Genomic DNA, 26,402 nt, shown 5'->3' on the forward strand with positions numbered 1-26,402 from the left:
CGCATTACGGCAATAACGTATGCAGCTTTACGCGCGTTAATGCATGGCAGCGACTGACCAATTGCATTTGACACAAAAGATCCGCTGAAACGCTCGCGTTTGTGTGAAGATCTGGGATTTTATTTTACCAGCTCAGTTTTGATATTCGTTTCGTCAAAAACACGCATGGCTCGCCAGTCAACCAGGTAAAGTTTTTCCTCCGCCAAAAGTTCGGAAAGTTTGCCGGTTGCTGTTTTCAAATCCTGCTCACTTTCAGCAGAATAAATGCCGAGGACTTTTACCTGATTGTTATCAAGAACTCCGTAGTAATTTACTCCATTCAAATTGAAGTAGAAACCACCCTTCACCTGCCCCGGATTATTATCAAACCCAAGTCCGTGCAACATTATTGGCTTTGTTGTTAAATAGGATGTAAGTTTAGAAAATTCAACAGAAAGAGGTTGGGTTATTAAATCTCTGACGGCGACGCTTTTATATCCGACCTGACTTTCTCCTTTCACAGATTGGTTTTCTACAATGTCTTTAATTTTCTCAACCTCTTTGTCTATTAACTCTCTTTGATTTTTTGAAATAAATTCAACTTGTCTCCATTCATCTTCGTGAAAAAAAGCACAAGTGTCGGTTTTTTCTACAAAATCGGGAAGTGCATCGTTAATAGTCGGCGTAGTATATAACAGGTTATTTAAATCAATTGTTTGCATTTCTGTTGTAGCGTTTAGTGTAGTTTGAGTTGTGGTTTTATTATCTCCGCAACTGAAGAGTCCAAGAACTCCTAAAAGAAATCCCGTAAACAAAGTCCGCGTTTTCATAGATTTTTAATGCGTGTAATAGTACAATATTAGTATTCTGTAACATAGTTGTATGTGGGTATGCAAATTGCAAAGCCATAAAGCAGGTACGCCATACAATATATCGCCGGCGCTTATTTTTGCTTCAGCTTGCCGCGTATCTTCTGCTGGTGCATAGCGCCCCAGTCTGCCAGTGCACGTATCACATCATTCAGCGTGTTTGAATATTCAGTAGCCTCGTACTCTACGCTTACGGGTGTGCTGTCGTACACGTGCCTCACCACAAAGCCATTCAGCTCCAGGTCTTTTAGTTCTGCCGATAGCACCTTGGCCGATATACCTTTTATAGCCCGCTGCAGATCGCCAAAACGCTTGGCCCCGCCTTTCAGCGCTACGATGATGCGCAGCTTCCATTTGCCGTGTATCACAAACAAGGCATCATCCATCGCCGCCAGCGATCGCATGCATTCTTCGCGCGATATATGCGCGGGCATTTTTATTGTCTTTGCCATAGTCAGTTACCCGAAGGTAACCAGTTACCAACGGGTAACTAGTTACTTTTAGTAAGTAAAGGTACCGAAATTTGCATCAACAAACAAAACAGAACAAACAATGCAAACAAGGACAAGAAAGATCGTCAACACCATCGCAGCCATTATACCTGCGGCTATGGTCATCATGAGTGGATTTATGAAATTCAACCCACCTGCCGATATGCTGGCCGGCTTCGAGAAAATGGGCATCGCCAAACACATGCCTATGCTGGGCATCATGGAGCTTAGCTTCAGCGTACTCTTCCTCTACCCGCGCACCATGAGGCTGGGCTTCATACTGCTGTCGTGCTACTTTGCAGGTGCGCTGGCTACCGAGCTGTCGTATGGCCTGCCGTTTAACGCGCTGCTGCCTATGGGCCTGGTATGGATCGGCACCTTCGTCCGCGACAGGGAGTTGTTCCTATCCTTCCTGCAAAAACCGTCGGTTGCAAGGGCATAGTTATTTCATCAAACGACAAACAGTAAGAAGAAGTTTATGCTGAACCTGAAGATAATTGTAGCCAGCACACGCCCCGGCAGGCAGGGGCCGGTAATAGCCGAATGGGTAAACGAAACAGTAAAACAACACGGAGGTTTTGATGTAGAGGTATTAGACCTTGCCGTCATCAACCTGCCCATGATGGACGAGCCCCACCACCCGCGCATGCAGATGTACACACAGGAGCATACAAAACAGTGGAGCAAGACCATAGACCATGCTGATGCCTTCATCATAGTGACGCCGGAGTACAACCACGGCTACCCCGCCCCACTCAAAAATGCGCTCGACCATCTGTATAAAGAATGGCATTACAAGCCCGTAGGTTTTGTAAGCTATGGCGGACTGTCGGGCGGTACGCGATCGGTACAGCAGCTGATACAGGTAGTGACAGCGCAGAAGATGATCCCTCTGGTAGAAGCAGTGAACATACCGTTCTTCAGCAAGCATATAACCGACGAGGAGAACTTTATGAGCAATGATGTACTGGACAAGTCGGCAAACGCGATGCTGACCGAATTGGCACGCTGGGCAGAAGCCTTGAAACCAATGAGAAACAAATAGCGGTATTATCACTTAAAGAGGGAACAATATTTATGAAGGCATAGGTAAACTATGCCTTCATGAATAATACCAGTGGCCCCATACTACTGATAGACGATGACCTGGAAGAACAGGAAATGCTGGAGACCGCGTTTCGTGAAATTGGGATGGACAATAAGATCCTGTTCTTCAAGAATGGACTGGAAGCAATGGACCACCTGCTGAGTGCCACAGAAAAACCCTTCCTGATATTGTGCGACATGAACATGCCCGTAATGGATGGCCTCACCCTGCGCGACAACATCAACAGCAACGATATACTGCGTAAAAAAAGCATCCCTTTTATCTTCTACAGCACTACAGCCCGACCTGAAGAGGTAGAGAAAGCCTATGAGCTTGCCGTGCAGGGCTTTTTTGAGAAACACTTCGCCTACCAGGAAATGTGCAACGACCTGAGAAGGATATGCGGATATTGGGCCAGCTGTATCCGCCCAACTGATTAATGTACGTACCTTTATTACAAACATACCCCCTATGTACGCCTACGATACTCTGAGCGAAGCAGTCAATGACATGAGGAAACGCGGTTACAAAGAAGATTTTAACCTGGAACCGAATTGCATTAGCTGCGCGCAGCTCGATCTGCAACTGCACCCCGAACATTTTACGGTAGAAGAATTTTACCGCTTCGAGGGCATCTCCAACCCCGATGACAACAGCATTGTGTACGGCATCACCTCCAAAGACGGCGTGATGGGCATACTGGTAGATGGTTACGGCATCTATTCCGAAAGCCTGACCGATGACATGATCAGCAAACTACGCATGCACCCGGAATAAACCGGCAGTTAATTTCCGTATTTCTACGCTAGCGCGCGAATAGGGGTAAAACTAACTTGCAGCGTTATTACTGCATGGTGAACCGTCGCGAGATCATAGCATACATCCTGGTACTGGCGCTGCTGATAGGCAGCTATTTTTACGTGCGCAGCCTACAACCCCAGGAAGAACTGCAACTGACGGGACAGCCGGCAGCTGCCAGGTAACAAAATGCCCGCTTACTGGCATTAGTTTTACGTCATCCACCATACGGAACTAAACTTTCCATTTATGCTCAAGCGTGTAGGCGGATGGAATTATGCAGGGATAGTGATCATTGCCGGTGTTATGGGCTCTTACAGCTGGTATACGCTGCTAAAACCCGATGAGCTGAAACAGCTGCATGAGCAATGGGGCGCCAACTTCCTGATGAGGCAGGCGGCATTTACTTTCTACAGCTTTATGGCCTTGTGCATCCTGCTGCTCATCAATGTCCTCTACGATCTGAAGAGATACGGCGAGGTCAACTGGCGCAAGCTGGTAGATATCATCTTGTTCGGTATGATAGTCTGCTTTGCGGTGACACTGTTGGGTAATCTATGGCTGATGACCAGGTAACTATTTCTTCTTCGCCTTTTTCAGTGCTGCTTTTTCTTTATCCTGGTCTATCCGGTATTTCACAATGTTCTTCACCAGTGTTTTGGGTATCGGTTTATCCAGCGGGAACTGGATGGCGCCCTTTGATGTTTTGTATTTGGTGAGTTCGTCTTTGAACACCACCATGGGGCTGGCGGTCGGATAAAAACCGATGTGCCCTTTGTAGGCTGCAAAATACACCAGCACACTATTCAGCTTATACGCCGGCATATTGTAGCTGATCACCTCCTCGGCCTGTGGTACCGCGGCTTTGATAATGCTGCGTATCTCCTCTGCACGCTCCAGCGCCTGTTCGGGTACTGTGCGCATATATTCGTCTACAGTTTTGAATTTCAGGGATGTTTCCATTGCGAAGATTTCATTAAAACTACTTAATCTTTCAATTGCTACCCCCGTCAAATGTAGGGGGCATTTTGTTACAAATGACTCTTGTTACGGTTTATCATCCACCGTAGCTTTGTATTGCTTCATTTACCTACAATAAACACGAACCAGCGATTGGGTCGTGAAACACGAAAAGAATAGGTTGTAAATTGACAGATCGGGCAGGACTCTTCCTGCCTTTTGTCATTCATACGCTCAAAACTGCGTTAAGGGCACTTAAAGCTACTGCATTTTGTACCCTGACGGCCAACGGCCCCTCCCGAAATTGCCGTCTATTTGTTTTTAACCTCTTTAACCTATTTGAACCTATGAGCAAATTTTCTACCCTCTTTTTTATTGCCCTTATGCTTAGCGCCCATGCGTTTGCGCAAGACTGGGCAGCCTTACCGCTCACACAGCTCTACCGGCAAATACCGGGCACGCGCACGTTCACATTTGCTTTCGAAAACATAGACAATACAGGCATCAGTCCCTACACCATAGGATGGCAACAAGACAATGGCCCCATACATTCATTGTCTAAACTGGCTAGCAATACTTATTGGACCAGTGGCGGCGGATTGATCGCAGACCCAACCATGACGGTAACTTTCCCCACCACAGGCGTATATAAGCTAAAAGCCTGGGTCAAAGTGCCCAACGATCTAAATCCTGCAAATGATACCATAACTGCAAACATTACGGTGTACGAGGCTTTGCCGAAGAAAAATGTTGTACTGGAGATCTACAAACACCTTACTTGCGGCCCTTGCTATGCCATAGCACAGTATGCCGATACCTGCATTGCCAAAAACGATGCATATTCCCTTGTCAGTATCTATGCAGGGATTACTGAACCTTTTGCCATCCCTGAGGGTGTAGAAGCCGACGATGCCCTGGTGGGCGGTACGCATCCGGGGCCGGTATTTGACAGGTATAAGTTCAACTTTTTCAAATCGTTCAGGGCCAGTTATTATGCCACTCCTTTCTCCATAGATGGCTATGGTGAGCGCGAACGCTATTTTGAAAGGGTGCAGGTATATTTCAAATCGGTAAACTACAACAGCGCCACTCGAGAGCTAAAGATGAAACTGGCTGCAAAAGCATGGGTAGGTTTCTCTGAAGAACTCCGTTTTAATGTGTACCTGACAGAAGACTCCGTAAAAGGTTACCAGGCTGCCGCGCCCGACCCTGCTAATTACTATCACAACCACGTGCTGCGCGCCATGTTGGGCGGCGCCTGGGGAAAAGCAGGCAGCATCCCTTCTTCTATGAGCAAAAATGATGAGGCTGAATATGATTTCACTTACACCGTTCCTTCTAACTACAACACCTCCAAAATGCACCTGATAGCGCTGGTGCAGGCCTATGATCAAAACATAATCGGGAGGCGCATCGTAAACTCTGAGCATAAGACCTTTGCTGAAGCACTCGATATAAAAGACGCAACTCCTGCGGCCAACTTGCAATTCAATGTATACCCTAACCCCGCAACCGATGTATTGAAAATTTCTTTCGGCACTGCATTGCCAAAACCTGTGGAACTAACCCTGGAGGACATCGCAGGCAGAGTATACGGCACACAACAAGTGCAAGCCGATGCAGAACTGAACCTACAACACCTGGCACCCGGCACTTACCTGCTGCGCATAGACGATGGGCAGGTAGTACATACACACAATGTCATAAAACAATAAAATCTGTTAAATCATCTGGAAGCCCGGCGCTAAAAGCCGGGGCTTCGCGTTTTTAGCTACTTTAGTTTCATGCGTTATGCTCTATTACTCTTCGTTCTGCTGCATGGTTTTGTAGCAACCGCCACCCAGGACTCGTATCCTGGTGTGAAATTGGTGCACAAACGTTTCCGTTTTGGTAATTGCAAGTGTTATTCCAACTGGCTCGAGGTACAGAGCTATAACAAAACCGCCACCGACTCGATCAATTCAACCATCCGGAGGGAACTGCAGGCTTTCCGGTATTTTCCCGACAGTGCACAATGCTGCGGTCCATGGAATCACAATGACATTTATGAGCGCATGCACGGGGTCAAAATGCAAACCTCATTGATATTAAGTTTTCTGTACACTCAGTCGGGACACACAGATGGAACAAAGATGCCTCGATTGGATATTCTTACACTTAACTTCAACCCGCAAACGGGACAAAGACTACGCATATCGCAAGCTGTATACGCCCATAAAAAAGCATCTCTTGACTCTATTATCCTGCAAAGACTTGCCATGGCTTATGGTTGCGAGGTCGAAGCGCTGCCGGGATGGCTCACAAGTCAGCTCACGGAACCGGAATTCGTGATTGAAAACTATGGTATAACCCTGCTCTTTACCAACGAAAATGGATTCCATTTTCAACAACCGTGGACATACAAGGAGCTAAGGTGTTATATGCAAACCGAAATCTTGGGCGATCTGCGATATGACTAAAGAGGCCTAACCGCTGCGCGCTCTAACAAGCCAGTAAGTAATGTTAATTTTATATGTACGCTCAGTAACGAAAGCACGGGCCTTCCGTTTTTGCCCCACGCGGAACGATTTTGTTTACAGATGAGATGTGAAAAAGCTGTGGGGGATAGCAATAGGTGTTTCAATGTTTTTTGTGGCTTGCGAGCGCGCAAAGATGCCCCGTGTGCACAATACCTATACTATTGATACGGCATTGCCGGCTGCCATGGGGCCAGACACCACCTTACCGCCGCCCATGCCACCTGACACATTCAAAGGATATAATACAGACTCTACCGCGCAGCTGGCCGATAGCATAGTAAATTTTGCAGAAACGCTGCTGGGCACTCCTTACAGGTATGCTGGTACTAATCCTGCCACAGGCTTTGATTGTTCGGGCTTTATTAACTATGTATTCCTGCACTTCCGCATACCGGTGCCGCGCTCTTCTATCGACTTTGACCACGAGGGAGTAAATGTGCCAGTAGAAAATGCACGACGTGGCGATCTCATCCTTTTTACGGGTACAGATAGTACCGAGCGCGCCATAGGGCATATAGGCATCGTTACCACCAACAGCGCAGAAGAATTACGTTTTATCCATTCAACATCAGGAAAAGCATACAGCGTTACCATCACGCCGCTCAACGAGTATTATAAGCGCAGGTTCGTAAAGATCATACGCGTGCTGCCGTAACTGTCTACCGCACCAGCTTTGCACTACATAGCAGGCCCGTACCGGTCTGCAGATTGGATATGTAATAGCCGAACGAAGCGTTAGTGCCATCAGAGGTCATTGTGCAGCCAGCCTTTTCATAACCGCTGATCTGTTGTTGTTCTTTCATGGTAAATTTTCCGGTACCATCCGCCTTCAGGCCTACAGAAAATGTGCGGTCGGTACCGGTGTACTGTACGGTAATAGAAGTCGCACTGCTACTGGTCACCGACACAGTAACGGGATCATTTCCCGCACAGGTAGAAGTACCATTCCAGCTACCTATGTATTTATCGCGGTACAGCGAATCGCAATGAGCGCCGTAGTAGCCCGTATCGCAAACGCATTTGCCCAGGTGGCAATTGCCATTGTTACAATTGAGGCCGGCACAAAGATCTATCTCGCAATACTTGCCCGTAAAGTTGGTGGGACAGTTGCAGTTACCTGCAAAGCATTTACCGCCATTCAAGCAATTCACATCCTTACAAAGATCCGTTTGGGTTTCGCAAGCTGCACCTTCATAGCCAGTTGGGCACTTGCATAGGCCATCTGTACAAGTACCGCCATTTTTACAAACCACGGTCTCACATTTATCGATGCTTTTGCTGCACGAGCTGTATAGCACTGCAGAGAACATAAGGCAGGTAAGCATCGCGCTGAGCACAATAGAGCTAAGGTGTTTCATAGAAGGGGATTTTTGGGATACTGAAAGATACGACACTGAAGTGCTTTTTCATCGCCGTGTAAAAAACGCCTGAGCTGCAATACGATGGCACGGTGTGTGTGCTATTTTCTATAGCAAATTACCCCTACTATGAAACGGCTCACCCTTACCCTGCCGGCGGTTTTGTATGCCTGCATTTTATTTGCACAATCGCCTGCTGTATTGCAGTCGCAATCTGTATACTGGATCAAAGACGGCAAGTTCACCCTCATCGATACGCTGCGCCACTATCACAGCAACGGGCGCTTTAGCTACGGCGTGCCGGGCGATAATGCCATCTACCCCAATAACGGTGTATACCACGACGACAGTACCGTAAAGCTCGACGCCAAAAAGAATTTTGCCGAACCGGCGCTACGGTACACCCATACGTTCAATAGTGCCGGACAAGTGATCAAGCTGCTGACTGAAACCGCCTGGGGTACCCAGTACACCGAAGCACAAACGACGTGCTACACCTACAATAGCACCGGCATGTTAGAGACCACAACTGTATCAGTGGACGGCGAAGACAACGAAAAGACATCGTACGCCTATTATAACGATGAACTAATTGCCCAACTGTACGAAACGCGAAATACAACCACCAACATTTGGGAGAAGTGGATACTCGACTCTACCATATGCAGCGGGCTGGACTCTGTGCATGTGAATTACATTGCAGGTGCCGGCTCTCCGCTCAAAGAGTTCAACCGTAATAAAATGCGGCTCGATGCGACCCACCGCGTGGCCATAGACTCTTATTTCATTGATAAAAAACTACAGACGGTCACCTGGTCGAAATACGATGCCGCGGGCAGAAGAAGCAGCGACTCTGTAAAAGGATGGGATCCTGTTCTGTTACAGCTGCAACCTGCTTACATGCGTCGCTATCTTTACGACAAGAATGGCAACCTGCTAAGTAAAGCTGACTATAGCTGGGATGTCCTTAACAACAACTACACTTTTACTTCTGTCGACTCTATGACCTATTATGCCAACAACCACCTGGCTACACACCAGCACTACAGCTACATCAATAATGACCTGGTGCCCACAGAAAAAAGCGTATTTGAATATTTCTATTACGGTTTCCCCGCCGGGGTGTACGATGTGAATAGTAACCAGGCCATCAACCTTTATCCCATCCCGGCAGTATCTTACATCAACCTGCAGCTGAACTTCACAAAGCCCGAAACATTTTCGGTAAGGATAATGAGCATGCAGGGACAGGTATTGAGATCGTGGAGTGAGCCGGCACAGCACGCTTATAATAAACAAATACTACTCGATGGCTTTCCGGCAGGCAATTACCAGCTGCAGTTACAAACCACAGCCGGCAATATGGCGAAGCAATTTACCGTGATCCATTGATTCGTTAGTTCAAAACCGCATTTCGTTAAACCAAAGCCGCGTTTCACAAAACGGCGGCTTTTTTTGTACGCTTTTTGCTGAAATTTCGCGCAGCGTGCTATTACGTCATGCAGCCGTCAATATCCCGCGATATGCAAATATTGCCAAAACGCAGATTTACCTTTAAGACAAAGAACAAACCTATGAAAGCTCTGATTACTCTATGCTTCGCAAGCCTGGCCGCAACTACTGCCCTGGCCCAATCTCAACCTACTATGGTATCGCAGGCTCGCTATGTGATATCAGGAGGAAAACCTGCACTACAAGATTCATTGACACATGCTCACAGCAGCGGTAAAGTAAGCTACGGCCTTCCCGAAGTAAAACTCTCTTACAGCCCTAACGATGGTGTATACACTGCATATGAATCTATAAGGGTGTACAAAAGCACAAGTGTGAACCCTCCGGACCTCGTAGATAGAATGACGCGTGGATTTAACAGCTCTGGGCTGCTTTCCGAATACCACGAGTTTGTAAAACCGGCCACTTTGTATAAAGAAGTGTACAAGGAATCGTACCAATACAACGCCAATGATCAGCTCGAAATACAAACGGCAACAAACTTCCTGGAAACCCGCAGGCTGGTATATAGCTATCAGAATAACATCCGGGTTGCCAAACAGTATGAGATCAAAAACGGCACTACATGGAACGTTGAGGGGGTTGATTCGTTCATTGCTGCAGGAACCGATTCGCTTTACTTACGGTACTGGAAATTCAGTCCGCCCAATATGCAGGTGTATGAAAAGCATCGTTACCTGCGCGATGCCAACTTTAGAGTAACTGTAGATTCCTTTTTTGATTACGGCACCTTCAGCCAGGCTACTTTCACCACATACGATGCATTGGGAAAGAAAATACAAGACTCGGTCATCCAGGCATCAGCGCCCACCTACAGGTTGGCCTACCTGTACGACAACAACGGCAACCTGGTCACCAAAACGAAGGGCGTATGGGACAATTCCTCTAATGCTTTTATAGAGTCATTACGTGACTCGTTTACCTACAACGTCGTTGATCAATTGACCAGCGCACGCAATTTTAAACTGGATGCCAACAATGTATGGGTGCCCAATGAAGGCTCTTTCTGGAGATACTATTACTACGGATTCCCTACAGGTATTAGTGAAGTTGAAGATAATAAAGGGCTACGCCTCTACCCCGTACCTGCCACCAGCTACATCAATATCGATATGAGCTTCAGCAAGCCGGAGAAATTCGCGGTAAGGATACTGGATATGCAGGGACGCATCATTCGCCAGTGGGAAGAAACTCCACAAGCTAACTTTAAAAAGAAGATACAACTGGATGGTATGCCTGCAGGCAATTATGTAGTGCAGGTAATGTCGAAGAACAACAATATCACGCGACAGTTTAGCGTTATCAACTAAGTTTGTTTTTTCAATTCCGCCCGGGGGACGTTTCATTCGTTCCCGGGTTTATTTTTATCTTCATGCAATGGTTACCATGATCAGCAAGGATGATTTTATTGCCTTGGTAGAAAGCTATTTTCATTTTCTTACCAGCGAATTTCAGTTTAGCAAGGGAGAAGTGAAAGCAAATGGAAATGCGTACTATTCATTCCAATTTCAGGATAATAAAAAAGTCGTATCAATATCTCATGAAAACATCGGCAACTACTACCAGGTAATAGTTTATCTCTTAGATGACAATGGCTCGTTGCCGAATTATGATGATAAAACAAAAACGCTGCATCTCGATAAATTAAATAAACTCATTCTCCCTAACATCAGCCTTGATCAGATCAAGACGAACAATACGCACTTTTCGACTTTGGTGGCTAATTCGGAGTTAGAACGAAAAATGCTGAAATCAGCTAAGGAACTGCGTCTTTGCCTGCAAAACTTTGACACAGCCGGTTTGAATATTCGTCCACTGGTCTAAGCATCCCGCTTAGACCACAAACAATTGAAGCGTCTGCTTTAACACGCTTATCCTAATCAAATCTTAAAACTCTTCCGTAATGCCACAACTGCCTGATAATACTGCCGGGCTGGCACAGTAGTAGTATATGAAGGCATGGGTAAAGATGAGTGTATGAGAGCGATAGAATGGATAGAGCAGGCAGAAAGGACAGAAAGCAGTGGTAAGTGTCGCTTCGTGCGTCAAAAACTGATAGATGCATTGGAGGCAATGAGTGATGAACAGATAAACACGCTGTGCAGCGATATAACACACTTGCGTGGCGAACCAGCGGGCAACAGCGACGGGGCGGCATCTTCACCAGAAAAATAGTTAGAAAAGCACTCGCCATGAGTACAGGCTTAGTGCCACCGGCCTTAGCAAAGCGTTTGAACCTCAATTCCGATCGTGGGTTCAGCGTTGCGCTGAGGCCGGTTTGTTTTTTCTCCTCATTATGCTGGCATAATACTGGTATAAAAAAACATAAGTAAAGTCACCACCATGAATGCGATAGATTGGATCAGGCAGGCTCAAAAATCTAACAACAAAGGCAAGAGCCGCTTTGTGCGACAAAAATTGATAGACGCATTGGAAACCATGACCGACGAACAACTCAACACGCTGTGCCGCGATATCATGCTCTTCCGTGCCGCCAGCCCCGATGCCACCAGCGACATCCCAAGATCTCCCGACCGCGGGAATGAAATTCCCTAGTGTGTACTCAATATTCTTGCATTAAGCTCCCTGCTGCCGCGCACTACCATCCATCACCGCTTTCATAAAAGCTTCCTTGTAGTTGGTACCGATGGGTATTTCCTGGCCTTCTACCTCTATCACGTTGCCATAGGTGGCCTGTATCTTGTGCACGTTTACTATGTACGAGCGGTGTACCCTGATAAATGTGTCCGCGGGTAGCTCTTCTTCTATTTCTTTAAGCGACATGGAGACGAGCATTTTCTTACCGGGCGTACACACGTTTATGTAGTCTTTATTAGCCTCCACATATAGTATATCATCAAAATTCACCTTCAGCATTTTGGCGTTCTGCTTCAGGAAAATATAGTCGCGCTTTGCAGCGTGGGTCACTACGGGCTCGCTGCCCATGGAGTAGTGATCGTAGATGCGTTGTACCGTTTTCAGAAAACGGTCGAAGGATATTGGCTTGACCAGGTAATCGAGCGCATGCAGTTCAAAAGCATCTACGGCAAACTCGCGGTGAGCGGTAGTAAGCACTACCGGAGGCGGTTCTTTCAGCGAGCGCAGAAAGTCTATGCCGCTGATGACCGGCATGTTGATATCGAGAAACATCACGTCGGGCCTGAAACCTTCGTTGATCAGCTTCAGCGCCTCCAGTGCATTATTGCATTGCACAGGTGCCGCAAAGTTATCCAGTTGCTTCAGGTAGCTTTCAATAATGCTCCGTGCGAGGGGCTCATCATCTACAATAAGGCAAGTCAACGCTCTCATAGGCCGTTAATTTGAAGTTCTGCTATATACCTGTTATCCTCCACCTGCGACTGGAACGAAGACCGACCGGGATAATAATATTCTATCTTCTTCTTCAGTGCCGGCAGGCCAATGCCACCTTTGTTGGCGTTGTTGATTTGTATCTCGTTATCTACCCTGAACTGCAGGTGGCCATCAACGACCGTCAGGCTCACATTGATGTGCGTGTCTTTAATGGCCTGTTGCGTGCCGTGCTTAAAGGCATTCTCTACCAGCGGAAAGAGAATGAACGGCGGAATGTTATAGCCGGGCTTATCTACACTGATATGAAATTGTGTTTTAATGAACTCGCTGCGTATGGCTTCCAGTTCCATAAAGTTCTCCAGCAGTTTTATTTCTTTAGAGAGCGGTACAAACTCCTGGCCACTGTCGTAGAGCGAGTATTTGAGAAAGTCGGACAGGTTGAGGATCATGCTGCCTATTTGCTGCCGTGTGCCATTCAGGGAAATGGCGTAGATATTATTGAGCGTGTTGAGCAGGAAGTGCGGGCTCACCTGGCTTTTTATCAGGTTGAGCTCCAGCTGCATGTTGCGTTCTTTCAGCTCGCGTAGCGCCCTTGTCGACCGCTGCATATCTCTGACTACTTTGCAACCTACGGGCAGAAACATATAAAGCAGGAAGATGAAAGCAGCATGTAGCATATCCACCGCACTCAATATCGTATCGCGGTAGTAAGAACCAAAGTCCTTGGGCACGGGGCCCTGCGATGGCAGGCCTGCTGCAACAAGCTGACACGTGAGCAGGTAATTGAACACACAACCAGCGTGCAGAAACAGCAGGAACACCGCAATGGCGCTGAGGTACATCTTGCCTGTCTCTTTGCCCTGGATATACTTATAGGTAGTGCCGATAAAAAAATAGTACACAGCTACCAGGTACCATGGCGTGCTCCACAACAATAGCTGCGCAGCGTGTGGCCCGCCGGCGCTTACCCTGTAGTGCTCATAGCTGGCAGACGCGAAGAAGCCCAGGTAGAGTATCCAGAACAGGATATGCAGCAACACCCTTTGGCGCGTTGCGCTATAGCTTCTGTCCCACCAGTTGGTCAGTTTTGTGCCCATGAGCTTGTAAAGCGATCAGTTCTAATAGTTCGAAGTTAGCGTAAAGCCCGTTTCTAAAATGGGTTGCCCCCTTGTAAAGAGGGGGCAACTTGTTTCCGTGGTGGATGGGCCATGCCGGTTGCGCCCCGGCAATGAAGTATCCCTTATATGCGCAAGTATCTATTGCAGCACCAGTTGCTGTTGCAGCGCAGGTTGCCTGCCTGCAAGAACAGTAACCACGTAAGTGCCGGGAGTAAATTGGGCCACAGGCAGATGGTATTGCTGCAAACCGGGAGTAAACGGTAAATTGTCAGAATAGATCAGTTTGCCTGTGATATCGTTGACCATGATAGTAGCCTTGGTAGTTGTATTCTTCAGATCGTACACCACGGTGCACTGCTGGCCTGCTGCGGCAGGGTTTGGATACAGCGCCATCACTGCGTTGGCAGCAGGTGTGTTGGCAATACCGGTTACTGATTTCACCACCTCGTTGGTGAAGATGTAATCGCCGTTTACATCGCCGCCAAATGCGGTGAAGACGATCTTGTAGATGTCGCCGCCTACATTTACGAAATACAGGGTCGAGTTTTCTACAGTAAAGCTGCTGCCCGAACCTGTTTTCCAGTCGTGGCCTATCACATTATTGCTATCAAGAAACATGGCTGATTGGTAATTTTTATACGTAGACACATTGCTGATGCCCGTGCATTTGGCTACACCAGTGTTGATGTTGCCCAGTACGCCAGCTTCTACGTGCGGTGTGGGGTATTGTGTGCTGTAAGTGGTGAACACCAGGTCCCAATCATAAGTGCTCGGTTCCCTGTTCGGCGCCAGGTTGTTTTGCATAGAGTAGTAGCAAAGGTTCCTGTTCGAAAATGATGTTTTGTTGACCGTTGCGGTTTGGAGTCCGGTGCCATCCAGATTGGCGTATTTGAACTTGAACGTAGTGCCAATGAGTGATTGTATCCAGAGCTTTTTATAATCACCATTAGCCAGTTTAACTACATACAGCGCCGTACCAGTCACAGAGTGATTAGACGGGTTGTAAACACCCCAGTCTACGTTGAAAGGATTCAGCGGATCGGGGTAGTTGCCGATGGCACCCTCGCTCCAGTATGGCCCATTCCACTGGTTGCTCCATGTGCTCAGTCCAAGTGTATCTAATGTTGCCCAGTCCGACGTATCGGCACCTGGGTGTTTCCATGCCAGCGTGTTGGCGTTAATAACAATGGCGTGTCCCATAGGGTCAGCATCAAAGGCTATATCCCAGTCGCTTTGTGGGGCGGTGCCCTGCACCCCGTTATGCAGGCTGTACCATACCTGGTTGGCATACCCCGCGCCGATAGACACCGTATCAGCAGTAACCTGCGCCTGTGCACCCAGCGCAGCTACGAAGGCGATCAATAAAGAAGTAATTTTTTTCATGTCTGATCAAATGTTTTTTTTAAGTGAGAACCTGGTCGTACCTCGGGGTGCAAAGCAAGGACAGTGACGGCGGGCAGGAAAATAAACTCGACGAATATGGGGGGATTGCCCGCGAAAACGGGAAAAATGGCGATGAAATCAAAGGAGCCTTAACCCCTATCCCGCTTTCTGGAGTCAGGTGTTACCACCTGACACAAAAGGCCGTAACTTTAATACATGCCCGAGATCGAAGACAAACAGCAAAACGACCAGGACGATTCTAAATACTGGAAATGGGGTATCTTCTATTACAACCCCAACGACAAGCGCCTGCTGCCGCCCAAACGAAATCCCATGTTTGGCTGGACAGTAAACTTTGCTAACCCGTTTTCGATTTTGCTGATGATAGCAATAATTGCAGCGATAGTTTATTTCTTCGGATGACGATGCTGGCCTAAGCGAGACGCTTAGACTTACAACAAAAGAATAGAACGGGTCTATGTTCCGCTGCGCTACGACTTAAACCAGAAATCGGGTATATTGCTTCGAAGTAGCTTTGAGTTTATGAAGTTTATCCCTTTTGTAGTCCTATTGGCGTTTGTTTTTGTTGTGCTCTCTTGTAATAATCGATCAGTTCAAAGTAGCAAGTACTTTGACTATGATGGCATCGATTATTATTTCAATGACTTTGACGAGGACGAAATTGAATTGCTTGATAATCCAAAGACAGAACTTGACACTATAAAAAATCGCGTTATACTAGGAGACATCCCTCTGAGCATGAATGATCTTTCCTTCGTTAATAAGCTCGAAAAAATTGGGTACCGCCGCACGGAAATAGATGAATCCAAATTTCCCGAGATCGACAAGATATTTGGAAGGGGTGAACAAGACGCTACAACATCATGCATCTATGTTTATCGCGACATATTAGTTTTTAAGAAAAAGGATAAAGTTGTTGGTGTCGTCAAAATTTGTTTCGACTGTTTCGAAAATCAAATTGTTGGAGGTTTGCAAGACTCGGCATACTTCAATAGAGATGTTGATTATAACCGTCTTAAAAACTTATTGCGCGGCAAGGGCAAATAAATTAATCCGATATTTTTTAGGTGCTGTCAGGTGTTACCACCTGACAGCATTTTTAGATCTAGCTTTTCTTCAACGAGGCCATATCTATAACAAACCGGTATTTCACATCACCTTTCATCAAACGGTCGTAGGCTTCGTTTATCTGTTGAATATTGATCATTTCGATATCGGGCAATATCTCGTGCTTGCCGCAGAAATCTAACATTTCCTGCGTTTCCAATATGCCGCCAATGAGTGAGCCTGCAAAAGACCTGCGTGCCATTATCAGCTTGAATGCTGCCACCGGCAGCGGTTCAGATGGGGCGCCAACCAGCGCCAATGAGCCGTCAACGCGAAGCTGGCCGAGGTAAGCATTGATATCGTGTTGGGCAGAAACCGCATCGATCATAAAATGGAGCTGCCCTGCATATTTCTGCATCTGCGTTTCGTCTTTCGATAATATCACATCATCGGCACCCAGGCGTTTTGCTTCAGTAAACTTCGAATCTGATGTGGTAAATGCAACAACATACGCGCCCATAGCTTTCGCGATCTTAATGGCCATATGTCCCAAGCCACCAATGCCTACCACGCCCACTTTCTGGCCCGGACCAACCTTCCAGTGTCGCAAAGGCGAGTAAGTGGTGATGCCTGCACATAGCAAAGGAGCAGCCGCAGCGATATCCAGGTTTTCCGGTATGCGCAGCACGTAATTTTCATCTACCACAATACGCTCCGAATACCCGCCATAGGTTGGCAAGCCCTGCATGTGTTTGTCAGGCGATCCATAAGTACCAGTCATGCCCTTTTCGCAAAATTGCTCCAGGTCGCTCTGGCAGTACTGGCATTCGCGGCACGAGTCCACAATGCAGCCTACACCAACAGTATCGCCTACTTTAAATTTCTTAACATGGTCACCAACACGTGTCACTTTTCCTACTATCTCGTGCCCCGGCACACAGGGATAAGCTGTTGGCCCCCACTCACCTCTTGCGGTGTGCAGGTCTGAGTGGCAAACACCGCAATACAATATGTCTATTTCCACATCGTGCGGTGTGGGGTTGCGGCGGTTAATATTGATCTGTTTTAAGGGAGCATCTGCTGCTGCGTTTCCAAAAGCTTTTGTATTGGTCATGTTGTTTTATAGTTGTTTAAAATTATGGCTTTTACTTGCCATTATATTGTTCAGCTGTTACACGATCCAGCAAATTCTGGTTTAAGTCTTAGCGCAGCGAGACTTAAATCACAAATTAAACGCAGGTCTCCGACCGGCAGCATTAGCACAAAAGCTCAATAGCAAGATCAGATCAACCCCCAACTGGTTTAAGTCTTAGCGCAGCGAGACTTAAATTACAAATTAAACGCAGGTCTCCGACCGGCAGCATTAGCACAAAAGCTCAATAGCAAGATCAGATCAACCCCCAACTGGTTTAAGTCTTAGCGCAGCGAGACTTAAATCACAAATTAAACGCAGGTCTCCGACCGGCAGCATTAGCACAAAAGCGCAATAGCAAGATTAAATCAACAGCTCAACGGGAAGCAATCCTTTTTGAATATCATAATAGTCCACAGCGCTACTATAAATATAATGCTCAGGCGCAAACACTATACCAGCCCTTACCGGATTATCATGTATGTAATCAATTTTCTGCTGAGCTATCGGGTGATTGTTAAGTGCGATCGGGTGATTGTCCTGCTGCCAAAATTGGTAGTGCGTATTATTAGTATTAGCCCTTCCGGCAGCCCCGAACAACCACATCATCCAAGACCGGCGGCTTTCAGACGACTGGTCTACTGCTTCCAATAGTTTGGCTGCAGTAAACTTCTTAAAATCCCGAACTATGTCTGCCAATTGGCTGTCGCCTTCCGCGCTAATGATCATGTGAACATGATTATTCATGATCACCCACGAATGGATTGTTAGCCCTTTATTGGCAATGCAATATTTCAGGCTGTCAACAACGATATCTTTATAATGTGGCCGGCTTAAGGCATCTATCCAGTTGATAACCGAGAAAGTGATAAAATGTGGGATATAGCTGTCGCCGAATCGGTACCTGGTTGCCATACAACTAAAATAATAATTTCAGCATCATTGCTACTATGCCGGTCAGAGACCTTCGTTCGATTGGTTAGATTTAAGTCTCGCTGCGCTAAGGCTTAAACCAGATAAGGGAAATTGAATGTGACCCCAAGATTTACTAGTCTACTGATGAAACTGGTCTAAGCGTCCCGCTTAGACCCACAATAAAAGAATCGTCCGCTTCATGAAGACGTTTCTCCACCTTAACAAAAAAGAAAAGGCAACCATAAAGATTGCCTTTATCCATTTCGATATACTACAGCTAAGCCAGGTCAAACCTGTCAAGGTTCATTACTTTATTCCAGGCTGCGATAAAGTCGTTCACGAACTTTTCCTGTGCATCTGCACTGCCATACACTTCTGCAATGGCCCGTAGCTCCGAGTTGGAGCCAAATACAAGATCTGCGCGTGTCCCTGTCCATTTCAATGCACCAGTAGTGCGGTCGCTGCCTTCATACAATTCCTTGTCTTCTGTTGCAGCTTTCCATACAGTGCTCATATCGAGCAGGTTTACAAAGAAATCGTTAGTAAGCTGTCCGGGCCGCGTGGTGAATACACCGTGTTTCGATCCATCAAAATTAGTATCCAGTGCACGCATGCCGCCTACCAATACGGTTAGCTCAGGTGCGGTAAGTGTTAGCAGCTGCGCCTTATCTACCAGCAGTTCTTCTGTAGATACCTTGTGTTTTGTTTTGCGATAATTACGAAACCCGTCGGCACGCGGCTCCAGGTAACCCATTGATTCAACGTCGGTTTGCGACTGTGTAGCATCCATACGACCCGGTGTAAAGGGCACCGGCACCGGATGCCCTGCATCTTTTGCAGCCTTTTCAACCGCCGCACAACCTGCCAGCACTATCAGGTCGGCCATCGAAACCTTTTTGCCGCCTGCCGTCGCAGTGTTGAATTCTTTTGCAATGTTCTCCAGCTTATCCAGCACTTTGTGCAGCTGCGCTGGATTGTTGACTTGCCAGTATTTTTGCGGAGCCAGCATGATGCGTGCACCATTGGCACCTCCGCGCTTGTCGGACCCGCGGAACGTAGCAGCCGAAGCCCAGGCGGTGGAAACCAGCTCAGACACGCTCAGCCCCGCTCGCAGTACTTTTGCCTTCAGGGCGGCAATATCCTTTTCATCTATTAGCGGATGCGAGCCTGCAGGGATGGGGTCCTGCCAAAGCAATTCTTCAGCCGGAACATCGGGGCCCAGGTAACGTGAACGTGGGCCCATGTCGCGGTGGGTCAGCTTAAACCACGCCCGCGCAAAAGCATCGGCAAACTCTTCGGGATGCATCAGGAAGCGACGCGATATTTTCTCGTATTCAGGATCGAACCGTAAAGAGAGATCGGTAGTAAGCATGGTTGGCAGTTGCTTTTTTGCACTGTCGTATGCATGCGGAATGATCGCCTCTGCACCTTTGGCTACCCACTGGCTTGCCCCGCCCGGACTTTTTGAAAGTTCCCATTCAAAGCCAAACAAGTTCTCAAAGAAATTATTACTCCACTTGGTAGGTGTCTTTGTCCAAGTCACTTCAAGCCCGCTTGTAATAGTATCAGCGCCCTTGCCCGTACCAAAACTATTGCTCCACCCAAATCCCTGCATTTCAATATCAACTGCTTCGGGCTCTTTACCTACGTGGTCGGCTGCTGCTGCCCCGTGGGTTTTGCCAAAGCTGTGTCCACCAGCTATCAGCGCCACTGTTTCTTCATCGTTCATAGCCATGCGGCCAAACGTATCCCGAATGTCTTTGGCGGCCATGAAGGGGTCAGGATTACCATCGGGGCCTTCGGGGTTCACGTAGATAAGGCCCATCTGCACGGCAGCAAGCGGCTGCTCCAGCAGGCGGGAGTGAATGTCTCCCTTCGCATCGTCGTCAGACACCAGTACGCCATGATCCTCAATGACACCTCCTGCGCCATGCGCATAACGGTGTTCATCACCCAGCCAGGTGTTTTCAGCCCCCCAGTAAACATCTTCAGATGGCTCCCATACATCTTCGCGCCCGCCCCCAAAGCCAAATGTTTTGAAACCCATTGACTCCAGCGCCACGTTACCTGCAAGTATCATCAGGTCGGCCCAGGATATCTTGCGGCCATACTTTTGCTTGATGGGCCAAAGCAGCCGTCGGGCTTTATCGAGGCTGACATTATCGGGCCAGCTGTTAAGCGGTGCAAAACGCTGTTGCCCTGTGCCTGCACCACCCCGGCCATCGCCTACGCGATAAGTGCCCGCACTATGCCATGCCATGCGGACGAACAATGGGCCATAGTGCCCAAAGTCGGCCGGCCACCAGTCCTGCGAATCGGTCATGAGCGCGTGCAGATCTTTTTTCACGCCATCCAGGTCGAGGCTTTTAAACTCCGCGGCATAGTTAAAGTCCGCTCCCATAGGATTGGACAAGGAAGAGTTCGGGCGCAGCACATTAAGCTTTAACTGGTTTGGCCACCAGTCGCGATTGCGGGTGCCACCACCTGCTACATTTTGCTTCATACTGCCGATATGAAACGGGCATTTGCTGATGTCGTTTGACTCTTTTCCCATTTTAAAAGTTTTATGGTTGAATGATCACTTGCGTGTACTGTATGTTAGATCAGTTAATAAAGTAACCACAATCCAATAAGTAATTTAGATAGTTAAAATCTATTAGCGCATACCCGGCACTGGTCCAAATGTCCCTCTTAGACCCATAATAAATGAGCGGACACTTTAGCCTATTCCGCCTCTATGGCGGGTTTTTCTCTTACTATCTCAGGATGTTCGAACTGCAGAGCTGTTTCAGTTTAATCTTTGTATGTTTATTAAGCAAATAGTTTGACTCATCGCAGTCTATATACGGCAGTGCTGCGACATTGAAAGAACCAGCAATTGATAAAGCACATCAAATCTTTTGAATGACTTTGACCACAATGCTACTTTGTTGTATCCTCGCTGTGTTGACATCATGCAATGCGCAAGTAAAGAATCCCAAAAGTATGGGCATGGCAGCTAACGTTGGCCCTGCTCCTTCAGAAATGAACAAAAGTATATGGGTGGTTTATCAAGATAAAAAGAAGAATTATTGGTTTGGCAGCAATGGGAATGGAGCATATTGCTACGACGGTAAAAACCTAAAGCAGTTTACAACCAACGACGGCTTGCATAGTGATAAGATCAGAGGTATTCAGGAAGACAAATCGGGAAACATCTATTTCGACACACCAAACGGAGTAAGCAGATTTGACGGAGACAAATTCACGCAGTTAATACCCGTCAGATCAGAAACCAACCAATGGAAATTACGTTCAGAGGACTTATGGTTCAAAGGCAATGGAGAAATAACCGGTGCGTATCGGTATGACGGCAATACGTTGTACCATTTGGATTTTTCATCCTTCAATTCAAAATGGATCGACCCCGATTATGCGGTTTATAGCATCTATAAGGATAAAGAGGAAAATATTTGGTTCGGCACTCTATCTGCCGGTGTGTGCTGTTTTAATGGCGTAACCTTGAACTGGATCTATGAAAAAGAGCTTTCGGTTCTTGATGACGGCAGAGTTCCGGCAGTTCGTAATATACTTGAAGATAATGATGGTTTTTTTTGGTTCAGTAATATTTTAAGCCGGTATAAAATTCTCAGCAACGATCAAAAAAATCAAGGGACAATTGAATATGAAAAAGTAAACGGAATAGAATTGTCGCAACAACAAGTAAAAATGAAACTTCCGTATTTTAATTCAGCCGTCATTGACAATGAAAACGTTTGGATGACCAGCTATAATGAGGGTGTTTGGAAATATGATGGCAAGAAACTGACCAATTTTCAAATAAAAGATGGAGAAGTAAATGCATTAATTGTTTCAATTTACAAGGATAATGCCGGAGTCCTCTGGCTTGGAACAGACAATTCAGGAGTTTATACATTCAATGGCAGGACGTTTGAAAAATTCAAACTATGAGGGAACCCAAAAACGAGTCTCCGCAATTTCAGAGATAAAACAGGGGCGGAATCCCCAACCGGCCTAAGGGTTACCTTCCGGCAGATTATCGTCGGTGAGAGCGTTCTTCGCTGCGCACCCATACTGGTCTAAGCGTCCCGCTTAGACCCACAACAAAAGAAGCGTCCCGCTTCAATAAAATAAAATTGACAAAAACAGTAAAATAATGTATATTTGCAATAGTAAATATTGCACGATGCGCCACCTATCACGCCACTCAAACACCTCAACAGAAAGATTTTTTTCTTCCGCCAACCCGAAAAATGTAAACAATTGTAAACATTTTTTTGTTCCGCCGAGCCTCGAAAAACTATACCAAAATCTACATTTCACCCCAGGCAAAAAAATAGTTTGACTTTCTTATACATTTTAACACATTTTCTCTAAAACCCTTACCAGCCGTGCTTTCCAGCTCATGAAAACGATCAAACAAAAATCGCAGCAGTTATACAAGAATATACCAGACCTTGACAAAAAGCTCTTGTTTTGGCAAACAAGTTTAACACAACAGTTGGAGCGGCTATACGGGTATAGACGCATGCTGGTGTGATGTTTTTATCTGTAAACAAAAGGCAGAACCATGCAAGACAACACCGAAAGCAGAACAAACCCTAAAGACCGCAACTTTGACCAGGAGAAAGAATCAGGTAAATCAAAGTCGACAGACGGGAAAGAGCAACAAGAAGAGAAAGTACAGGATGACTATAATGCCCAGGACCGCAACTTTGACCAAGGTGAGGTATCAGGCAAGCCCACAGCAAACGGACATGAACCCAGCGATGAGAAAACTGATGCAGAGCCAGCTGCACCCAACCGGAATATCGACCCCAGTGTGCGGCAGGGGCCGGGAGAGCAGCCACATAAGTGAGCGGATCATTCAGGCATTTCAACATAAACCGGGCAGCTGTCAGCCGTCCGGGCAAGTGCGCCTGTTATCAGCGGGTCATCAATACCGGTGCAGCTAAAGGTCATGCAGGCAGGTATCACCCTATCCGGTTTCAGCGTCATGGTATACAGCATGTTCTTCGGACAAATGACTTTTACATCGGTGATAAGCAAGTACTTATAACCCAGCTTCTTCAGCCGGTTCAGCAATTCCCTCGAAAGTGCCACCTTCGTCATACTCAGTTGGTTTGGTGGTACACGCCTATAGAAGGCATCTCCTGTGATTAAATGGTAAGATGTGGCTAACCTGGTCGTATATAAATATACATCACGTCCGGGTAAAAAGAAAGAGGGAGCGAAAAATTATTAAATATATAATTCGCGAAGTGGCAGGACGTTCTGCTACTATTTAACAGCCAAAAAGAGGGGAAAAACGGCAAAAATACTTATGCGGATATCCGTTCATCAATACAGACGAAGAATACCCGCATAATATATAGTTCTTTGAAATTGCAGTAGGAGACTACTAGTAACGACGATCTGAACGACCACCGCCACCGCCCGGCCTGTCAGAGCCTGTACGTTCGCGTGCTTCATTCACAGTTATCGCGCGATCCATAAACTGAGAACCGTTCAGCTTGTCGATAGCCTGGTTAGCAGCGCTGTCGTCTTGCATTTCTACGAAGCCGAAACCGCGTGAGCGGCCAGTGAATTTATCGGTCATTACTTTGGCAGATGTAACCGCTCCATATTGGGAGAAGAGTTGCTGCAGGTCATTGTCTCCCGCTTTAAAGCTTAGGTTACCAACAAAAAGTTTCATGTAGTTTTATTTTTTAACTATTGTGAAGATAGGGCTTTAACTGGTGAAGTCAAATTTTTTGTACAGGTTATTTCAATTTTTCCAATAAAAATTGGTTTTAATAGCTGGTAGCCAGGCTCTGGGAGGCCAAGGAATAGGGTGCCCTGATCTCGCTAATACCCATCAATTGCTCCATATAATTGGTATGATCAAGCAGTTGCAGGGCTCGTTCACCGGCGTGGCGCTGCTCAAACTCTACCACCGCCAGCCCGCGCGATTCGTAAGAATCCCACCCTCTTATCAGCTTCACCGACAGAAGGTTACCAAAGGCGGCAAACAGCGCTTTCAGGTCTTGCTCCGTAGCATGTACATTCAGGTTGCTTACTAATACTTTCATGGTTGCATTGTTTATGGGCGCAAGGTATACCCGCAACGTAAGCTACCCGTGAAGTTTAGGTTAAGACAATGTTTCGTAGAAAACGTTAGCGAAAGGCTGTCATCCCGAGCTACTAAAGCTGATCCGGAGACGCAGACCAGGCGAGGGAACCCACGCTATAAGTGCCCGCATTCCGTGGGATCCCTCGCCATAAGCGCCTGCTTTCTATTGAGCGGTAGATACTCGGGATGACATTATCCTGTAGGCAAAAATTCAAGTGTTGGATTAGATGACCGGATCAGTTTCAGCTTCTTCTCTCGCCTCCAGCCTTTGATCTCCTTTTCACGAGCGATCGCCGTGTCAGGATGGTTATACTCTTCGAAGTAAATAAGGTAAAAGCTTTGATATCGGCCTGTAAAATGCATTCCTTCAAAAAGGGCGTCGTACCAATGCTGATCCATCCGTCGCTGCAGAAAGCCGGTAACTCCGGTGTACAGAACGGTTCGGTGCTGATTAGTAGTGATATAGACGTAATAACGTTTCACAGTTCAATATACAAAGTTGCAAACCACAAAAAAATACCGTGAAAACACGGTATTGGGCTATTGATAACACAGGTAGTTTTGTATTGTATTTATGCGATCATGAAACGAGTAACCAGCCTACTAAAAGCCCTTCTTTTTACCCCTTTTAACCAAAAGCGCTTTTACAAAAAGCACTACCAGTCGGAGACGGGACTGTTTATCTAAGCTGTCCTACCCTGCTGGTTTCTAAGTCGCCCTGCTTGCTTACATTTACGGCTCAAACAAGCCAACTATGATCGCATTTATAGGCACGGGACTACTGGGCGCCAACTTCACTAAAGCATTACTGGCCAAAGGAGAAAAAGTACAAGTATGGAACCGTACAGCATCCAAGGCAACAGCGCTGGAAGCCGATGGCGCAAAGGCATTTGATAATGTAGCCGATGCCGTGCGTGGCGCGTCCCGCATCCATCTCACTCTCACCGACGATGCAGTAGTTGACGCTGTACTGGAGCAGGCGGCAGAAGGCCTCACTCCCGGTTGTTACATCATTGACCACAGCACTACCAGCACCGAGGGCGCCCTGCGCCGTACACAGCAATGGGCCGAGCGTGGCTTCATCTACATACACGCCCCTGTATTCATGGGTCCGGTAAATGCTCTGGAAAGCAGTGGCTATATGCTGGTATCGGGAGACCAGGAGGTGATTGCTAAAATAACGCCATGGCTCTCTGCCATGACAGGCAAGCTGCTGAACCTGGGCGAGCGTACAGAAAAGGCGGCCGGCCTTAAGCTGATAGGCAACTTGTTCCTCATAGCGCTTACTAGCGGCATATCAGACATGCTGGCGCTGGGCAAGGCTGTGGGTGTAGATGGCAGTGATATCCTTGGTTTATTCAGCGAGTGGAACCCGGGGGCAATGGCGCCGGGCAGGCTGAAACGCGTACTGGCAGCACAATTCGACAACCCCTCGTGGGAGCTGCAGATGGCGCGCAAAGACGCAAGGCTGATGATGGAAGAAGCCGCCAAAGGCGACAAGGAGCTGGTAATGGTATCGGCGGTAGCCAAACAAATGGACCAATGGCTGGATAAGGGCCATGCCCACAAAGACTGGACGATCATAGCATCCGGCAACCTATAGGAGGCGCGCCGGGCAATACCTAAATGAACAGGCCCGTGTCTGTCTGGTAGTTTTTCCGGTTCTGCCGGCGCTCTTTGGCCAGCCTGAATAGCATCATCACGATTTGTAGAATAGACCTTTTCATAAAAATTCCTGGATATTAAAAGACAGCTAAAACTGCCGCTTGGTTTGTCTACTGCAAAAATG

Annotated in this window: 33 protein-coding genes; 19 read left to right on the forward strand and 14 right to left on the reverse strand. The window is 47.0% G+C overall.

Annotated features, from left to right (window positions below; translation table 11 throughout):
- Positions 1–119: 119 nt before the first annotated feature.
- Both P2W83_RS17765 and P2W83_RS17770 read right to left on the reverse strand, forming a co-directional pair.
- A complete protein-coding gene (locus tag P2W83_RS17765) occupies positions 120–809 on the reverse strand; it encodes a hypothetical protein (protein WP_276135120.1) in 690 nt (229 codons plus the stop codon).
- Positions 810–922: 113 nt separating this feature from the next.
- Complete coding sequence (locus tag P2W83_RS17770) at positions 923–1,300, reverse strand: winged helix-turn-helix transcriptional regulator (RefSeq protein WP_276135121.1); 378 nt, start codon at positions 1,298–1,300, stop codon at positions 923–925.
- 100 nt (positions 1,301–1,400) lie between these two features.
- On the opposite strand from P2W83_RS17770, the gene P2W83_RS17775 reads away from it, so the two are divergent.
- The 6 genes from P2W83_RS17775 (at position 1,401) to P2W83_RS17800 (ending at position 3,800) form a co-directional block, all read left to right on the forward strand.
- Positions 1,401–1,781: a DoxX family protein gene (locus P2W83_RS17775; RefSeq protein ID WP_276135122.1), complete on the forward strand. Its 381-nt coding sequence runs from the start codon at positions 1,401–1,403 to the stop codon at positions 1,779–1,781.
- A 36-nt stretch (positions 1,782–1,817) separates the two neighbouring features.
- The gene (locus P2W83_RS17780; protein ID WP_276135123.1) at positions 1,818–2,384 is read left to right on the forward strand and encodes an NADPH-dependent FMN reductase; all 567 of its coding nucleotides are present in this window, start codon (positions 1,818–1,820) and stop codon (positions 2,382–2,384) included.
- 59 nt (positions 2,385–2,443) lie between these two features.
- Positions 2,444–2,866 (forward strand): response regulator, encoded by a 423-nt coding sequence (locus P2W83_RS17785; RefSeq protein ID WP_276135124.1) that lies wholly within the window; start codon positions 2,444–2,446, stop codon positions 2,864–2,866.
- A 31-nt stretch (positions 2,867–2,897) separates the two neighbouring features.
- Entirely contained in the window at positions 2,898–3,203 is a 306-nt protein-coding gene (locus P2W83_RS17790; protein WP_276135125.1) for a phosphoribosylpyrophosphate synthetase, read from the forward strand.
- Positions 3,204–3,259: 56 nt separating this feature from the next.
- Complete coding sequence (locus P2W83_RS17795) at positions 3,260–3,409, forward strand: hypothetical protein (RefSeq protein WP_276135126.1); 150 nt, start codon at positions 3,260–3,262, stop codon at positions 3,407–3,409.
- A 64-nt stretch (positions 3,410–3,473) separates the two neighbouring features.
- Positions 3,474–3,800 (forward strand): hypothetical protein, encoded by a 327-nt coding sequence (locus tag P2W83_RS17800; protein ID WP_276135127.1) that lies wholly within the window; start codon positions 3,474–3,476, stop codon positions 3,798–3,800.
- On the opposite strand, the gene P2W83_RS17805 is transcribed toward P2W83_RS17800, so the two are convergent.
- Positions 3,801–4,187, reverse strand: a complete 387-nt coding sequence (locus tag P2W83_RS17805; protein ID WP_276135128.1) for an iron chaperone — start codon at positions 4,185–4,187, stop codon at positions 3,801–3,803.
- 344 nt (positions 4,188–4,531) lie between these two features.
- On the opposite strand from P2W83_RS17805, the gene P2W83_RS17810 reads away from it, so the two are divergent.
- The 3 genes from P2W83_RS17810 (at position 4,532) to P2W83_RS17820 (ending at position 7,358) form a co-directional block, all read left to right on the forward strand.
- Entirely contained in the window at positions 4,532–5,899 is a 1,368-nt protein-coding gene (locus P2W83_RS17810) for an Omp28-related outer membrane protein (protein ID WP_276135129.1), read from the forward strand.
- Between the two features lie 69 nt (positions 5,900–5,968).
- Positions 5,969–6,643: a hypothetical protein gene (locus P2W83_RS17815; protein WP_276135130.1), complete on the forward strand. Its 675-nt coding sequence runs from the start codon at positions 5,969–5,971 to the stop codon at positions 6,641–6,643.
- Positions 6,644–6,770: 127 nt separating this feature from the next.
- Positions 6,771–7,358, forward strand: coding sequence for a C40 family peptidase (locus P2W83_RS17820; RefSeq protein WP_276135131.1), 588 nt, complete (start codon positions 6,771–6,773; stop codon positions 7,356–7,358).
- A gap of 4 nt (positions 7,359–7,362) precedes the next feature.
- Here P2W83_RS17820 and P2W83_RS17825 read toward each other — a convergent pair whose 3' ends face one another.
- Positions 7,363–8,061, reverse strand: a complete 699-nt coding sequence (locus tag P2W83_RS17825) for a hypothetical protein (protein ID WP_276135132.1) — start codon at positions 8,059–8,061, stop codon at positions 7,363–7,365.
- Between the two features lie 129 nt (positions 8,062–8,190).
- On the opposite strand from P2W83_RS17825, the gene P2W83_RS17830 reads away from it, so the two are divergent.
- The 5 genes from P2W83_RS17830 to P2W83_RS17850 all read left to right on the forward strand — a co-directional run bounded on the left by P2W83_RS17830 (position 8,191) and on the right by P2W83_RS17850 (position 12,129).
- A complete protein-coding gene (locus P2W83_RS17830; RefSeq protein WP_276135133.1) occupies positions 8,191–9,453 on the forward strand; it encodes a T9SS type A sorting domain-containing protein in 1,263 nt (420 codons plus the stop codon).
- 182 nt (positions 9,454–9,635) lie between these two features.
- Positions 9,636–10,883 carry a T9SS type A sorting domain-containing protein gene (locus P2W83_RS17835; protein WP_276135134.1) on the forward strand — a complete coding sequence of 416 codons (1,248 nt, stop codon included), beginning with the start codon at positions 9,636–9,638 and terminating at the stop codon, positions 10,881–10,883.
- A 67-nt stretch (positions 10,884–10,950) separates the two neighbouring features.
- Complete coding sequence (locus tag P2W83_RS17840; protein ID WP_276135135.1) at positions 10,951–11,397, forward strand: hypothetical protein; 447 nt, start codon at positions 10,951–10,953, stop codon at positions 11,395–11,397.
- 153 nt (positions 11,398–11,550) lie between these two features.
- A complete protein-coding gene (locus tag P2W83_RS17845) occupies positions 11,551–11,748 on the forward strand; it encodes a hypothetical protein (protein ID WP_276135136.1) in 198 nt (65 codons plus the stop codon).
- 168 nt (positions 11,749–11,916) lie between these two features.
- Positions 11,917–12,129 (forward strand): hypothetical protein, encoded by a 213-nt coding sequence (locus tag P2W83_RS17850; protein WP_276135137.1) that lies wholly within the window; start codon positions 11,917–11,919, stop codon positions 12,127–12,129.
- Positions 12,130–12,150: 21 nt separating this feature from the next.
- Here P2W83_RS17850 and P2W83_RS17855 read toward each other — a convergent pair whose 3' ends face one another.
- The 3 genes from P2W83_RS17855 to P2W83_RS17865 form a co-directional block, all read right to left on the reverse strand.
- Complete coding sequence (locus P2W83_RS17855; protein WP_276135138.1) at positions 12,151–12,882, reverse strand: LytR/AlgR family response regulator transcription factor; 732 nt, start codon at positions 12,880–12,882, stop codon at positions 12,151–12,153.
- Positions 12,879–13,982: a sensor histidine kinase gene (locus P2W83_RS17860; RefSeq protein WP_276135139.1), complete on the reverse strand. Its 1,104-nt coding sequence runs from the start codon at positions 13,980–13,982 to the stop codon at positions 12,879–12,881. Before P2W83_RS17860 ends, P2W83_RS17855 begins: the two co-directional genes overlap by 4 nt.
- 159 nt (positions 13,983–14,141) lie before the next feature.
- The gene (locus P2W83_RS17865; protein WP_276135140.1) at positions 14,142–15,386 is read right to left on the reverse strand and encodes a T9SS type A sorting domain-containing protein; all 1,245 of its coding nucleotides are present in this window, start codon (positions 15,384–15,386) and stop codon (positions 14,142–14,144) included.
- Positions 15,387–15,602: 216 nt separating this feature from the next.
- On the opposite strand from P2W83_RS17865, the gene P2W83_RS17870 reads away from it, so the two are divergent.
- Positions 15,603–15,809 carry a DUF5808 domain-containing protein gene (locus tag P2W83_RS17870; protein WP_276135141.1) on the forward strand — a complete coding sequence of 69 codons (207 nt, stop codon included), beginning with the start codon at positions 15,603–15,605 and terminating at the stop codon, positions 15,807–15,809.
- A gap of 120 nt (positions 15,810–15,929) precedes the next feature.
- Positions 15,930–16,454, forward strand: coding sequence for a hypothetical protein (locus P2W83_RS17875; RefSeq protein ID WP_276135142.1), 525 nt, complete (start codon positions 15,930–15,932; stop codon positions 16,452–16,454).
- Between the two features lie 58 nt (positions 16,455–16,512).
- Here the strand turns inward: P2W83_RS17875 and P2W83_RS17880 are convergent, their stop codons facing one another.
- The 3 genes from P2W83_RS17880 to katG form a co-directional block, all read right to left on the reverse strand.
- Positions 16,513–17,568 (reverse strand): NAD(P)-dependent alcohol dehydrogenase, encoded by a 1,056-nt coding sequence (locus tag P2W83_RS17880; RefSeq protein WP_276135143.1) that lies wholly within the window; start codon positions 17,566–17,568, stop codon positions 16,513–16,515.
- A 381-nt stretch (positions 17,569–17,949) separates the two neighbouring features.
- On the reverse strand, positions 17,950–18,501 hold the full coding sequence (locus tag P2W83_RS17885; RefSeq protein WP_276135144.1) for an REP-associated tyrosine transposase: 552 nt from the start codon (positions 18,499–18,501) through the stop codon (positions 17,950–17,952).
- Between the two features lie 277 nt (positions 18,502–18,778).
- The gene (gene katG / locus P2W83_RS17890) at positions 18,779–21,055 is read right to left on the reverse strand and encodes a catalase/peroxidase HPI (protein WP_276135145.1); all 2,277 of its coding nucleotides are present in this window, start codon (positions 21,053–21,055) and stop codon (positions 18,779–18,781) included.
- 437 nt (positions 21,056–21,492) lie between these two features.
- Between katG and P2W83_RS17895 the strand changes: the two genes are divergently transcribed.
- On the forward strand, positions 21,493–22,452 hold the full coding sequence (locus tag P2W83_RS17895; protein WP_276135146.1) for a ligand-binding sensor domain-containing protein: 960 nt from the start codon (positions 21,493–21,495) through the stop codon (positions 22,450–22,452).
- Between the two features lie 619 nt (positions 22,453–23,071).
- Positions 23,072–23,359 (forward strand): hypothetical protein, encoded by a 288-nt coding sequence (locus P2W83_RS17900; protein ID WP_276135147.1) that lies wholly within the window; start codon positions 23,072–23,074, stop codon positions 23,357–23,359.
- Positions 23,360–23,364: 5 nt separating this feature from the next.
- Here P2W83_RS17900 and P2W83_RS17905 read toward each other — a convergent pair whose 3' ends face one another.
- The 4 genes from P2W83_RS17905 to P2W83_RS17920 form a co-directional block, all read right to left on the reverse strand.
- Positions 23,365–23,613: a hypothetical protein gene (locus tag P2W83_RS17905; RefSeq protein ID WP_276135148.1), complete on the reverse strand. Its 249-nt coding sequence runs from the start codon at positions 23,611–23,613 to the stop codon at positions 23,365–23,367.
- A gap of 289 nt (positions 23,614–23,902) precedes the next feature.
- Positions 23,903–24,196 carry an RNA recognition motif domain-containing protein gene (locus P2W83_RS17910; protein ID WP_276135149.1) on the reverse strand — a complete coding sequence of 98 codons (294 nt, stop codon included), beginning with the start codon at positions 24,194–24,196 and terminating at the stop codon, positions 23,903–23,905.
- A gap of 97 nt (positions 24,197–24,293) precedes the next feature.
- Complete coding sequence (locus P2W83_RS17915; protein ID WP_276135150.1) at positions 24,294–24,572, reverse strand: RNA recognition motif domain-containing protein; 279 nt, start codon at positions 24,570–24,572, stop codon at positions 24,294–24,296.
- Positions 24,573–24,805: 233 nt separating this feature from the next.
- Positions 24,806–25,096 carry a GIY-YIG nuclease family protein gene (locus tag P2W83_RS17920; protein WP_276135151.1) on the reverse strand — a complete coding sequence of 97 codons (291 nt, stop codon included), beginning with the start codon at positions 25,094–25,096 and terminating at the stop codon, positions 24,806–24,808.
- Between the two features lie 271 nt (positions 25,097–25,367).
- Here P2W83_RS17920 and P2W83_RS17925 point away from each other — a divergent pair, with 271 nt between their 5' ends.
- Positions 25,368–26,216, forward strand: coding sequence for an NAD(P)-dependent oxidoreductase (locus tag P2W83_RS17925; protein ID WP_276135152.1), 849 nt, complete (start codon positions 25,368–25,370; stop codon positions 26,214–26,216).
- Positions 26,217–26,402 lie beyond the last annotated feature (186 nt).

Origin of the sequence: Polluticoccus soli (assembly GCF_029269745.1) — a bacterium.
GTDB classification, from domain to species: Bacteria; Bacteroidota; Bacteroidia; order Chitinophagales; family Chitinophagaceae; genus Polluticoccus; species Polluticoccus soli.